The 12,375-nt window shown below is 52.5% G+C and carries 11 protein-coding genes; 6 read left to right on the top strand and 5 right to left on the bottom strand.

Annotated elements, in window-relative coordinates:
• Positions 1-20: 20 nt before the first annotated feature.
• The 3 genes from AWJ19_RS00390 to AWJ19_RS00380 all read right to left on the bottom strand — a co-directional run bounded on the left by AWJ19_RS00390 (position 21) and on the right by AWJ19_RS00380 (position 3,591).
• Complete coding sequence (locus AWJ19_RS00390; RefSeq protein WP_068720571.1) at positions 21-1,418, bottom strand: SpoVR family protein; 1,398 nt, start codon at positions 1,416-1,418, stop codon at positions 21-23.
• 176 nt (positions 1,419-1,594) lie between these two features.
• A complete protein-coding gene (locus tag AWJ19_RS00385) occupies positions 1,595-2,605 on the bottom strand; it encodes a bifunctional glycosyltransferase family 2/GtrA family protein (RefSeq protein ID WP_068720570.1) in 1,011 nt (336 codons plus the stop codon).
• A gap of 8 nt (positions 2,606-2,613) precedes the next feature.
• Positions 2,614-3,591 (bottom strand): phosphodiester glycosidase family protein, encoded by a 978-nt coding sequence (locus AWJ19_RS00380; protein WP_068720568.1) that lies wholly within the window; start codon positions 3,589-3,591, stop codon positions 2,614-2,616.
• Between the two features lie 345 nt (positions 3,592-3,936).
• Here AWJ19_RS00380 and AWJ19_RS00375 point away from each other — a divergent pair, with 345 nt between their 5' ends.
• From AWJ19_RS00375 to AWJ19_RS00350, 6 genes are all read left to right on the top strand, one after another.
• Positions 3,937-4,698, top strand: coding sequence for a DUF4362 domain-containing protein (locus AWJ19_RS00375; RefSeq protein ID WP_068720565.1), 762 nt, complete (start codon positions 3,937-3,939; stop codon positions 4,696-4,698).
• A 60-nt stretch (positions 4,699-4,758) separates the two neighbouring features.
• Positions 4,759-5,493: a response regulator transcription factor gene (locus tag AWJ19_RS00370; RefSeq protein ID WP_068720563.1), complete on the top strand. Its 735-nt coding sequence runs from the start codon at positions 4,759-4,761 to the stop codon at positions 5,491-5,493.
• Entirely contained in the window at positions 5,490-6,425 is a 936-nt protein-coding gene (locus tag AWJ19_RS00365) for a sensor histidine kinase (protein ID WP_068720561.1), read from the top strand. Before AWJ19_RS00370 ends, AWJ19_RS00365 begins: the two co-directional genes overlap by 4 nt.
• Before the next feature lie 176 nt (positions 6,426-6,601).
• Positions 6,602-7,519 (top strand): ABC transporter ATP-binding protein, encoded by a 918-nt coding sequence (locus tag AWJ19_RS00360; protein ID WP_068720559.1) that lies wholly within the window; start codon positions 6,602-6,604, stop codon positions 7,517-7,519.
• Positions 7,512-8,201 carry an ABC transporter permease gene (locus AWJ19_RS00355; protein ID WP_068720554.1) on the top strand — a complete coding sequence of 230 codons (690 nt, stop codon included), beginning with the start codon at positions 7,512-7,514 and terminating at the stop codon, positions 8,199-8,201. The genes AWJ19_RS00360 and AWJ19_RS00355 overlap by 8 nt, the downstream gene beginning before the upstream one ends.
• Before the next feature lie 178 nt (positions 8,202-8,379).
• Positions 8,380-9,984, top strand: coding sequence for a PAS domain-containing protein (locus tag AWJ19_RS00350; RefSeq protein WP_068720552.1), 1,605 nt, complete (start codon positions 8,380-8,382; stop codon positions 9,982-9,984).
• A gap of 398 nt (positions 9,985-10,382) precedes the next feature.
• On the opposite strand, the gene AWJ19_RS00345 is transcribed toward AWJ19_RS00350, so the two are convergent.
• A complete protein-coding gene (locus tag AWJ19_RS00345) occupies positions 10,383-11,228 on the bottom strand; it encodes a DegV family protein (RefSeq protein WP_068720550.1) in 846 nt (281 codons plus the stop codon).
• Positions 11,229-11,417: 189 nt separating this feature from the next.
• Entirely contained in the window at positions 11,418-12,278 is an 861-nt protein-coding gene (locus AWJ19_RS00340) for an AraC family transcriptional regulator (RefSeq protein WP_198536437.1), read from the bottom strand.
• Positions 12,279-12,375 lie beyond the last annotated feature (97 nt).

The raw sequence follows: 12,375 nt of genomic DNA, 5'->3' as shown, positions 1-12,375 counted from the left end.
AATCAATGATATGAAGCTGTCTACATAAACTTCCGCTGCACCTTTTTCCCGTCATAGGTGAAGAGGGCCTTTTTATCCTCAACGACGGTCTGCAGATGAACGGTGCGGCCCCAGAGAGAATAGATGTGCGGAAGGGTGCGCTCCAGATATTTCAGGTCAAGCTCGATGCTCTCGTAGCGGTGGACGATCAATAGCTCGCCGTTGCGCTCATAGTCTGCATCCTGAATGACAAGGTATGGGGAGCCGCCGTTGACCCTTGCGAGCACGAGCTGGTCGCGGACATTTTCCCAGGCTTTGTCGGTGATTTTCCACTCAGGCCCTTTTTTCTCGAACACATAGAGGTCAAGGTCGTTAACCAGCTGCTTTGACAGGTAGCTGCGGATGAAGGAGATGTCGGAATCCAGCTCGCGCACCTCGAACATTTTGTCGCGGTCCCAGCGGCGTTCGATGTCCTCAAAGATTTTCAGGCCCAAATAGTACGGATTCAGGCTCTGGCGTGACGGCTGCACAACGGACGAATTGAGCTTGGAGTACTCGATCGTCTCCTCCGGCGTCAGATCCAGCTCGCGCATGATCCGCTGATGCCAGTAGGAAGCCCAGCCTTCGTTCATGATCTTCGTCTCCATCTGCGGCCAGAAATAGAGCATCTCGTCGCGCAGCATGGTCATAATATCGCGCTGCCAGTCCTCCAGTGTGGTCGAATATTGCTGGATGAACCAGACGATATCCTTTTCCGGCTCAGGCGGAAACGTCCGCTTGGCGGCAGCGTCCGGCTCCTGCGGACCGGCTTTGGCCTGATCAAGCTTCCACAGCTCGCTGTAGGCATTGTCCCCGGCAGGTTTGCCGGCCTGCGCATCCTTGCTGGCTCTCATTTTTGCTTCCAGTATTTCCGTTTTGCCGAGCTTGCGCGGCTGGATCAGGCTGGGGTCGATGTGCTCCTGAATCGCCAGCACCGAGTCGATGAACCGCTCCACCCGGTCAATGCCATAGGTCACCGAATAACCGGCGATCCGGTCGGCTGTGGCAGACATACTCTCGACCATATCTCGGTTCGACATGGAGAATCGCATATTATTTTTGAAAAAATCGCAATGGGCAAGCACGTGGGCGACGATCAGCTTATTCTGGATCAGGGAATTACCGTCCAGCAGGAAGGCGTAGCAGGGATTGGAGTTAATAACTAGCTCGTAAATTTTGCTGAGTCCGAAGTCGTATTGTGATTTCATTTTATGAAAAGTTTTTCCAAAACTCCAGTGCCCGAACCGGGTCGGCATCCCGTAGGCTCCAAAGGTATAAATAATATCGGCAGGACATATTTCATACCGCATCGGGTAAAAATCCAGCCCGAACCCGGTAGCAATCTCCGTAATCTCGGCAATCGACCGCTCCAGCGCCTTAATTTCGTCTTCACTTGGCATGATTCTACTCTCCCTCCGGCTTGCTGTTCTTTTTAAGTATATGGGCGGGAGGGGGAGAGTATGATGGGGGACCCGGGAGAGTATATTATCCGAAATCGTCCAGCCTATACAAATAAGAGCAGCACACCTCCCGTTACACAGGAGATACGCTGCTCTTTGCATTTGATCATCCAACCTCAATACACAAACCGCCGCTGCACCCAGTAGCTGAACACGAAGATCGACACCTCGGTCAGAATCTTGGCTACTGCCAGAGGAATAATCAGCTGCTCGCTGTAGAAATAGAGCAGGCCGTAGTTGAACAGCAGCACAAGAACGACGAGCGAGAAGTATTTCGGGAGCGACTGGAGGCGTGAACGCTTGCCGCCGCTGAAGACATATCTCCGGTTGACGGAATAATTAAAGATCGAGCTGCACAGTCTCGCGGCGACTACGGACAGGAACAGATTGTGCGTCAGGCGCTGGAACAGGAACAGCAGCACGAAGTCGATCAGCGCAGACAGCAGCGATGAGGTGCTGAACATCAGGATCGGCAGATAGATCCTGATGGAATCGGCGAGCGGGCGGAAGTGCGACGATTTGTTGTGGTCCAGATACACGGTATCAATGAATTCCTCGGTGATATCGTAGCCCTCCTTGCGGGCGGTCAGCAGCATGTTCATTTCGTACTCGAACCGGTCGCCGGGAATCCGGCCCAGCCAGTCCAGCATGGACGGAGGGAAACCTCGCAGGCCGGTCTGGGTATCGTAGACTTTGCTGCCGGTAGTAAGAGCGAATACTCCGCGGGTCACGGAGTTACCGAAGCGGCTGCGCAGCGGGACCTTACCGCTGAAGCGCCGGCTGCCCAGCACGATTCCGGGCTTGTTTTGGCTATACAGCGCCTCAGCGACCCGCTTGATATCATGAGGTAAATGCTGCCCGTCACTGTCGGCGCAGACTACGTAGCCGGGCAGGTTATTGTCCTGAATGTAGCGGAATCCGGTTTTGAGCGCCCGGCCCTTGCCATAATTGACGGGATGAGTCAGTACTGTGCAGCCGAAAGCTTCAGCCGTCTGGAACAGCCCCCGGTAAGCATGGCCGCTGCCGTCGTCCACAATCAGAATCGGCCCAAGCCCGTAATCCTGCAGCTTAATAATCAGGTCAAGCAGCCGGTCGTCAGGTTCATATGCAGGAATTAGGATAGTCATAATCGTGGTCACTCCTTAATGTAAAGTATGTCACTGACGCCTCGCTCCTGGTTTTTACCCTGCGGATTATTGACCACCCGGCCCATGAAGTACATGGTCGAGGAGCCGCCGCCGTCCAGATTGTAGGCTTCGGTTGCCCCGAGATCCTGCATCAGGTCCGCCAGCTCGGTCAATGTCATACCGCGGCTGTAGCCTTCATTGCGCCCGTCGACAACAACAAACACATAATGGTTCGGGGCAATCATGCCGATGGCCGTCCGCGGATTGGCGTTCTGGATCGAGCGGTTGCCGAAGTTGGTGTCAATTTTGACACTGCTGAAATCACTGGTGATTTGCCCGTCCTGAATCAGAATCGGTCCGAATGACAGCGTGTTGGTTACTCCCTGCACCAGCAGCTCGTCAGAGGAAACCTCCTCCTCGTTATACGTCCGCATCGTACCGTCCCCGAACAGCGCCATCGCATCACGTACAGGTTCATCGCGGTACACCGTACCGTTACGGATAATCACCCCGTCCTCGCGGAAGCCGTAATAATCACCGTTAATCGCAAAAATCGCATCATTACTGGAAGCAATCTCTGAAGTCACCTCAGTAATATTGGTACCAAAGCTGTTATCGGCAAAAGCGGACTTCAGACTGTTCGCATCCTTTAACAAGACATCCGCCACAAAATAAGTGATTTTGTCTGAACCGGAGCCGGTCTCAACCTGGTCGATCTGGATTTGAATATCATCGCTGCTGTAGCTCCAGTCGTCGGATGTAGCATCAACCCCGGCTGAAGAAGATGCAGTCTCAGCACTTCCGGTTGTATTATTGCTGTCTGCCGTTCCGGCGGCTTCATCGGCCACAACGACCTCCACATGCTCGATCAGGTAACGGTCAGCCAGCTTATACACCACTCCGCCGATTACCAGGACTACGGCCAGAATCATGATTCCTACTTTTTGCTTTAAGCTCAGGGATTTTCTCTTGTCAATCTGTATCATTACAGCATCACCTCTACGTGTAAGTTCTTAAGCAGGATGATACGCGCCTTACCTTTAGTGAACCTGAAATGAAAGACAGGGATGGAGTAGGAAGATTCTGCTTGTCTGTAAGTTTCGGTAATGGGGTAGTAACAGCCGCAGCGGCTTGGTATACTCAAGCAATAGACAAACTTTTCCAGAGCGGATAAGGAGGCAGCTGTAAAAATGCGGTTATCACCCGAAAACAGACGGATGCATAAGCCGGAATCTATAAAGGGGCGTGGGCTTCGCCATGGGGCATTGACGCTAGCTATACTGCTCATTATGACGCTTATTCAGGGTTGCTTTCTTACTGGCAGAGACGCCGTGAATGACGGGCTTAGCCATGAGATCAATGAGCAGGAGGATGTGGTTTATTCCATTGGAACGGGTCCGCTGAACCTGGACAGGCTGGATGACTTCATGGAGCGGAAAAAAGGCAGCCAGCGGATTATTCAGTTCACGCCTGAGGGTGACCCGATTTTCACAGAGGTGCGGTATAGAGAGGGGAAGCTTGTTCTTGCTTATGACAGCATGGAGGACGCATTTGGGCCAAAGGAGACGGGAACGTATACCTGCCGGGCACTGGAAAAGAGTAAAGGGAGCACAGCGCTGGAATATACACTCACAGGCTGTGAAGGGGAATATCCGGAAGCCGCACTGCTCTGGATCAATTACAAGCTGTCAGAACAGGATGACTTTGGCTTTGTGCTGAAGTACGGGGTGAACCGGAAGAACGAGATCAATACGCTCCAGGGGAAGCTGGTCAAGGATCTCCAGGATGGCACTACAGTAGAAGCAGCGGAGTTCCGGCTGCCGCAGGCGAAGCTGCAGAGCATTTACCGCGAGCTGGTGCTGGCCGGCTATGTAAGGAATAAGACCTTGACCGAAGACTGCAATATCAAGCCTGCTGTCAGCTACGAGCTGCTGGTACAAATGAACGGCAGCGAACGGAAGTTTGCCTGGAGTGAATGCGACCATAGTGCAGACGGAGAGGGAATGACTGCAGTGGCACAGCACATGATCAGCGAGGTGCAGGAAGGGGAATTTTATCAGGCGCTGCCGGAGACAAAAGGTTATTATGAATAAGAGCTGGCCACGGCCAAGCCCAAATAAGCAAATCTACTAGAATTCACGGAGGTCCTGGCTATGCAACAGCGTGTACTGCTGATTGAAGATGATGAAGATATTAGCAGAATGGTAAGCTCTTATTTAGTAAAAGAGGGCTACGAGGTCGAGCAGGTATTTGACGGGGAAGCCGCCGAGCGCAAGGTGCGCAGCGGGGAGGCTTATGATCTGGTGCTGCTGGATCTCATGCTGCCGAGGCGCAGCGGGATGGATGTGCTGCAGAGCATCCGTGCAGCCAGCCTGGTGCCGGTGCTGATTATGTCCGCCAAGGACAGTGATGTGGATAAAGCGCTCGGACTCGGCTTCGGCGCAGATGATTATATTACGAAGCCGTTCTCGATGATCGAGCTTGCGGCGAGAGTGAAGGCGGCGATCCGCCGGGCTGGCTATGCGGCTGCGGGTACTGTCAGGGCTGAGGAGCCTCCGGCAGCCGAAGCACAGCAAGCCAAGGTTATTCCCCTGCGCGGGCTGACTGTTAATCTGGATACTTTTTCGGCAGAGAAGCACGGAGAAGAAGTCAAGCTGACCGCCAAGGAGTTCCAGATCCTGCGGCTGTTCGCAGCCAATCCGGGCAGAGTGTACACCAAGGCGCAGATTTACAGTCTGGTCTGGGAGGATGATTATTACGGAGACGAGAATGTTATAAATGTACATATGAGAAGACTGCGCGAGAAGATAGAGGATGACCCCTCCCATCCTGAATATATAAAAACACTGTGGGGCATCGGCTACAAGCTTGGGGATGTGCTGCCATGATTATTTTTCTCGGCGGAATTATCGCTGTGCTTCTGCTTCTTATCCTGTGGCAGACGCTGAGGCTGAGGGAGCACGGGCGCCAGCTGCAGTACATCCGGACCAAGCTTACGGGCATAATGGCGAGCGGCTCGCATGAACGGCTGCTGCTGTTCAACAGCGATCCGGCGCTGCAGCAGCTGCTGGCCACCCTCAATGACCTGCTAAATGTCAATCACAAGGGCGCGGTGGAGCGGGTCCGGCTCGAGCAGTCCATGCGTCATATGCTGGCTAATATTTCCCATGACCTGAAGACACCGCTGACCGTTGTACTCGGATATATTGAGACCCTGCTTCAGGACCATGATCTGCCTGCCGGGGAGCGGGAGGCGATGCTACGGACCATTCATGCCAAGGCGCAGGAGGTTATTGCGCTGATGAACCGGTTTTTTGACCTGGCCAAGCTGGAGTCGGGGGATAAAGAAATGCCGCTTACGCGGGTGGAGCTGGGTGAGCTGTGCCGCCGCAACATTTTGTCCTTCTATGAGCTTCTCAGCGCCGGAGGCAGCGATGTGCAGATCGAGATCCCGGATGAGCCGCTGTATATTATGGGGAATGAGGAGGCGCTGGACCGGGTACTCGGCAATCTGCTGTCCAATGCAATCACTTATGGCGGTGACGGGGGCGTGCTGGGACTCAAGCTGTTTTTGAAGGAAGACAAGGTATGCATTGAGGTGTGGGATAAAGGGAAGGGCATAGCCGAAGGCCATCAGGATAAAATCTTTGAGCGCCTGTACACCCTGGAGGATTCGCGTAACCGTGATTACCAGGGCAGCGGGCTTGGCCTGACCATCACCAAAAGACTGACCGAGCAGATGAACGGCAGTATTACTTTAACGAGCAAGCCCTACGTTAAGACGGCGTTCACTTTGTCCTTCCGCAGGCTGGAATTTTAAGAATGAAGGCTTTACAGATTGGAATTGAAAATAAATGCTGGAGCCACGGCGAAGCCCAAATTAATATTTAAACTCCAAGCTTAAGATTTTCGTAAGAAACAGGTAATAAAAAAGAAAATTCCCCCCTGTATTATATAAATCAAGGAAGACAACGAAGGCAAAGGGGATAACGGAAAATGACAACCATACTGCGGACGTGGAACTTAACCAAGGTCTATCAGGGCAAAGAAGCCGTAAACAACGTGAATATGAATATCAAGCAGGGTGAAATTTACGGTTTTCTCGGGCCGAACGGGGCCGGTAAGACAACGGTGATGAAAATGATCACCAATTTGGTGAAGCCTACTGCGGGCGAGATCGAATTTTTTGGCGAGAAGATGACATCCCGCTCTTACGAAATGCTCAAGCGCATGGGCTGCATCATTGAGTATCCGGTGTTCTATGACAAGCTGAGCGCCCGGGAGAATCTGGAGCTGCATGGGGAATACATGGGCTACTATGACCCGAAGGCGCTGAAGGAGGCGCTGGAGCTGGTGAACCTTACCGGGACAGACAAGAAGCCGGTCAAGCAGTTCTCGATGGGCATGAAGCAGCGGCTGGGCATTGCCAGAGCGGTAATGACCAAGCCGGAGCTGCTGATTCTGGATGAGCCGATCAACGGGCTGGACCCGCTGGGCATCAAGGAGCTGCGCGAGGTGTTCCGCATGCTGAGCCGTGAATACGGGATGACACTGCTGATCTCCAGTCATATTCTCGGTGAGGTTGAGCAGATTGCCGATACCATTGGTGTCATCAAGGACGGCGTGCTGCTGGAGGAGGTTGCCATGGATGAGATCCGAAGCCGGGATACGGACTATATCGAGCTGATTACGGATAACAGCAGTAAAGCGGTATACACGCTGACCAATACGCTCGGACTTAGCAACTTTAAGGTAATTGGTGCCCGGACCGTCCGGATTTATGAGAAAATCTCACAGCTGGAGCTGAGCAAAGCGCTGGCGGAGGCAGATGTGGAGCTGGAGAGCCTGAACCGGAAGCAGCACTCGCTGGAAGATTATTTTGTCGGACTGATGGGAGGTGAAGTCGTTGCTTAAGCTGATCAGACTGGAAATGCGAAAGAACAGAATCAGTTTGTTTACGGGGTCTCTGATAGCAGTCTTGGCTATTATATTGTTTATGCTGCTGCTCGTATTCACAGAAATAGATGATAAAGGTGACTTCTCTACCTATGCCGATGTTTTTGACGGTGTGCATATCTTCGTAAAAGTAGTATTTATGGTCTTTGGGTCCGTCCTGATCAGCAAGCTGGTCATTGATGAGTATAAAAATAATACGATTGATCTCCTCTTTATGTATCCGATTCCCCGCAAAAAGCTGATGGCAGCCAAGCTGCTGATTGTTTCCTTGTTTATGCTGGTTACGATTTTTGTATCCAATGTGGTGGTGGGTGCGGCAATGGTCTTATTTAATCATTACTTTGTTGAAGCGATCTCAGGCGACCTGACAACGGGGCTGATCGGCGAGCAGCTGGCGATATCCGCTTCGGATGCAGTATACTCGGCAGGGATCGGGCTGATACCGCTGTTCTTCGGAATGCGCAAAAAATCTGTCCCCGTTACGATCGTATCCGGCGTGCTGATCGCAGGTGTTCTGTCATCCAACTTCGGCAGCTTCCGCCTGGGCAATCAGGTAGGCGTATCCTTGTTCCTTGGGCTTGCAGGTGTTGCCGTTGCCTATTTCTCGATCCGCAAGATTGAGACGCAGGACGTAGGCTAACCGGAAATCTGGACTATAAAAAAAGGTGAATAAACCGCTTGATGCCGCTGTTTTACTGGCGACCGCAAGCGGTTTTTTTGCTATAATAAAGCTTAATTCAGGAATTTCTACATATATAGATAATTTCCGCATTTGCGGATGCATAATAGCAGGTTCTGAGCAGCGGAGGAGGTGGGCAATGGTTAAAGACTGGGCTGCCATTCTGAGCAGGGTGCTTTCTGAGGAAAGTGCTTTTAAATCGTTATATGATCATCATCCCGATCTGATCATCATACTGGACAGGCAGGGAAAATTCGTGGACAGCAACCGGGCTTTCGGCTCTGCCGTTCCGTGCGTTCCAGCGCACACATTTAATGGCACTGAGGAGGGGCTGACTCCCGGTGAAGCACATTTTACTGCGGCACTGGAAGGGGTAACCTCCAGCTTTGAGCTTGCAGAGAATGAGGAAGACGGCAGCGTATCTGTCTCTCCCACCATAACGTATGCTCCGGTTAAGGCTGAAGAGGGGATAGCTGGTGTGTTTGCCATTATCCATTATGATGTGAATACGCTGCTCCCTGCAGCACTGCTAGAATGGTTCAGCCGGCTCGCCGCAGCCGGGACCGAAGAAGAGGAACCGGAGCAGCAGGAAGAGAAGCTCCCGGCGCTTATGCGCGAGATGGCTGAAGATAAGCGTCTCAGCCTGATTCTGAATTCGGTATCGGCGGGGATCTTTGGTCTGGATAACGAAGGCCGTACCATCTTTATCAACCGTGAAGGCGCGGATATGCTGGGCTATCACCCGTCAGAGCTGTACGGCGTCCACTTGATGGACCTGATTAATCAGAGCCATGGCAGCACCGCCTCCTACGCCACGCTGGAGTGCCCGATCCGCCGTACCCTGGACGACGGGGTTATCCGCAGCAGCTCAGACGAAATATTCTGGCGCAAGGACGGCACCAGCTTTTTTGTAAGCTACCGGATCGCTCCGCTGCTTGACAAAGGCATGATCTGCGGGGTGGTTCTCTCCTTCGCCGATATTACCAATGAACGTGAAATCCGGCGTGCCAAGGAATCGGCTGAGCAGGCAGCCCAGGCCAAGTCTGATTTCCTGGCCATGATGAGCCATGAAATCCGTACACCGATGAACGGAATGATCGGCATGGCCGATCTGCTGCTGGAGACGGAGCTTGAAGAAGAGCAGCGAAGCTATGCTGAGATTCTGCGGAGCAGCAGCTACAGTCTTCTGCAGATTCTGAATGACATCCTCGATTTCAGCAAGATGGAGGCCGGGAAGATGCAGCTGCAGTCAGAGACCTTCGATCTGCGGGAGATGATCGAGAGTGTGATTGACCTGTTCACGCCTAAGGCGGAGGAGAAGCAGCTTGCTCTGCGGTGGTGGGCCGATACCAGTGTTCCGGAGGCTGTAACCACCGATCCCAGCCGTCTGCGGCAAATCATCGTGAATCTGGTGGGTAATGCGCTGAAATTCACCGAACGGGGAAGCGTGACCCTGTCGGTGAAGAATATACCGCTGCCGGGCTCGGAGGAATATCTGCTGGAATTCTCGGTTCGTGATACCGGCGTTGGAATTGCCGACAGCAAGCTGAACCTGCTGTTCCAGTCCTTCTCGCAGCTGCACCCGTTCATTAACCGCAAATACGGCGGTACCGGCCTGGGGCTTGCGATCTGCAAGCAGCTGGTGGAGCTTATGGGCGGAACCATTTTTGTGGAGAGCGAAGAAGGCCGCGGCTCCATATTCCGGTTTATGCTGCCATTCGTAAAGGAAACGGTGGAAGCGTAAGAGGGGGATGCACGGCAACGCATTCATATTATTAATACAAAAGCCAGCTCGCCCCGAGAGTTCGGAGTCAGGCTGGCTTATTTGTTGTTTGCATTTCAGTTGCAGAGGGTGCTCAACAGACTAAGTGGAATTATGACACCTATTTTCCGCCAGAACAGCGGCTTCAGAACTTTAGTTGGAAAAATGCTACTTAATTTCAGTGATTTCATCGCTGGAAGGCTATTGAGCCTATAATAGGTGTTGTTTTTCCAACTAATCATTGTAAAAGTTAAAATTAGGCTGAATTAAGTGGCGAAAATCCAACTAAATCTTAACAGGCTCTCCTTGGGCAGGTTTTAGCGTTAACTACGCTAACCCGTCAGCCCCTAACCCGTAAGTAGATAGGTGCCCCACCACTCCTAGCGCATATACATCAGGCCGACAGTAGCCGGTCCGCAGTGGCTGCCGATAACACAGCCCGCATTGATAACGGCGATTTCCTTAACGCTGGTCTGCTCGCGCAGCGCCTTCTCCAGGAACTTAGCGTCTTCTTCGGCCAGCGTATGGGCAACAATCAGCAGCTCCTGATCCATCTCGCCGACATTAGCAAGCGCGTTTTGCAGCATTTGCTCTACAGCCTTTTCCTTTTTGCCGCGGACTTTGCTGACGGGCACGATGGCGCCGTCGATCAGCCGTAGAACAGGCCGGATCTTCAAGAGGCTGCCGATAAAATTCTGCATCCCCGAGCAGCGGCCGCCCATATATAAGTAATCAAGGGTATCAACGACAAATTCAGTCTCCACCCGGCTGCGGCACTGCTCCAGCATGGCGGTAATTTCTGTACTGCTATGGCCTTTGGCGGCTGCGCGGGCAGCCTTCATAACGAGCAGCGCAATCCCGCCGCACAGGGTCTCGGAATCAACGACCCGTACTCGTCCTTCCGGGAATTCGCCTGCAGCCAGCAGGGCATTCTGGTATGTAGAGGATAAGGCAGAAGACAGGCTGATATAGACTACATCTCCGCCGCTTGCGATAACCGGCTCAAAAGCCGCGATGAAGTCAGCCGGCGACGGGGCAGCCGTCTTCGGTAAGGCTCCGTTAGCCGCTACTCTGCGGTAAACTTCCTCGGGTGTAATGTCTACACCGTCTTTGTATGTACCGTCCTGAAATACTACGTACAGCGGAACGATGCCGATATCATACGTTTGCTTCCAGCCTTGCGGCAAATCGGAAGTGCTGTCTGAAAAAATCTTTACATTAGACATGAAATTCTCCTTCACCGAATCTGAACTTCGGATCACAATTATGTTACAGAAATATACCATATAATCTGTCTATTATACCAAGCCCATGCCGATTCTCAAAATAAAAATCACAGCCTGATAGAAAAAAAGACTATCCGCAGGGGGATAGTCTTCACTCTTCTATGATCAAGCGGTAGGGAGGGGCACAGCTTATTTTTTGACAACCGGAATCCAAACCTCACAGACATAATCTTCCGCTGATGTATCTCCGGGAGGGTACAGCTCGATTTCCGGTCCGCCGGCATGCTGATAGCCTGTTCCCGGGAACCATTCCTGATAGATCCGCTGCCAGACAGTCTGAAGCGTATGGGGCAATGGTCCTTTGGAAGTAAATACCGCCCAGCTGGCAGCCGGAACGACGCCCTTCTCGTAGCCATGCGCATCTGCAGCTTCATCTGCCTGAACGGCGACCCAATAAGACAGCAGATCCTTTTCCATATCCATGCTCATACAGATACCGAGCCATGCTTCCTCTGAAGCAAGTCCAATCAGCTCATCCGAGGTGCCGTCCTCGTTGCATTCGTTCCAGAACTCGGGAATTCTGCGGAAATTCTCTCCGTCCTTGCAGGTAACCCGGATTGATTTGCCGATTACGTTAAAAGCAGGCTTATCCATGATTTTGTATTCCATTTCCTGATCTCCCTTCAATGATAGGTGGAAAGAGAGGCGGGGGAACGCTTTGAGCTGTACCCCGGGTTCACGCGCCGCCGAGGGAGTAAGCCCATGGGCCTTGCGGAACGCCTTGGCAAAGGATTCCGGTGAGTCATAGCCGTATTTCAGCGCTACATCCAGCACCCTGATTCTGGAGCTCGCAAGCTCCTGGGCAGCCAGTGTCAGCCTGCGCTTGCGGATATAGTCTGCCACCGTAAAGCCGGTCAGCATACTGAACATCCGCTGAAAATGAAACGGAGATACGTGTGCGATCCCTGCCACATCCTCGATTCGCAGCGGTTCGGTCATCCTGCTCTCCATATAATCCATAGCTTCCTTCATCCGGATCAGCCATTCCAAGACGCTGTCATCTCCCTTTGAGTTCATCCTATCATGGATAGAGGAACCAGTCCTGTTATTCTCTGCTCATTAATGACAGGTTTCTTTTCAAAGTATA

The sequence above is a fragment of the Paenibacillus sp. DMB5 genome (genome assembly GCF_001517085.1).
In the GTDB taxonomy this organism is placed as follows: Bacteria; Bacillota; Bacilli; order Paenibacillales; family Paenibacillaceae; genus Paenibacillus_AQ.
This window is presented reverse-complemented; position numbering and strand designations above follow the sequence as displayed.

Coding starts and splice junctions, on each gene's coding strand:
- AWJ19_RS00385 (WP_068720570.1), bottom strand. CDS start 2,605: ATGACTATCCTAATTCCTGCATATGAACCTGACGACCGGCTGCTTGAC.
- AWJ19_RS00345 (WP_068720550.1), bottom strand. CDS start 11,228: ATGTCTAATGTAAAGATTTTTTCAGACAGCACTTCCGATTTGCCGCAA.
- AWJ19_RS00350 (WP_068720552.1), top strand. CDS start 8,380: ATGGTTAAAGACTGGGCTGCCATTCTGAGCAGGGTGCTTTCTGAGGAA.
- AWJ19_RS00360 (WP_068720559.1), top strand. CDS start 6,602: ATGACAACCATACTGCGGACGTGGAACTTAACCAAGGTCTATCAGGGC.
- AWJ19_RS00370 (WP_068720563.1), top strand. CDS start 4,759: ATGCAACAGCGTGTACTGCTGATTGAAGATGATGAAGATATTAGCAGA.
- AWJ19_RS00380 (WP_068720568.1), bottom strand. CDS start 3,591: ATGATACAGATTGACAAGAGAAAATCCCTGAGCTTAAAGCAAAAAGTA.
- AWJ19_RS00365 (WP_068720561.1), top strand. CDS start 5,490: ATGATTATTTTTCTCGGCGGAATTATCGCTGTGCTTCTGCTTCTTATC.
- AWJ19_RS00390 (WP_068720571.1), bottom strand. CDS start 1,418: ATGCCAAGTGAAGACGAAATTAAGGCGCTGGAGCGGTCGATTGCCGAG.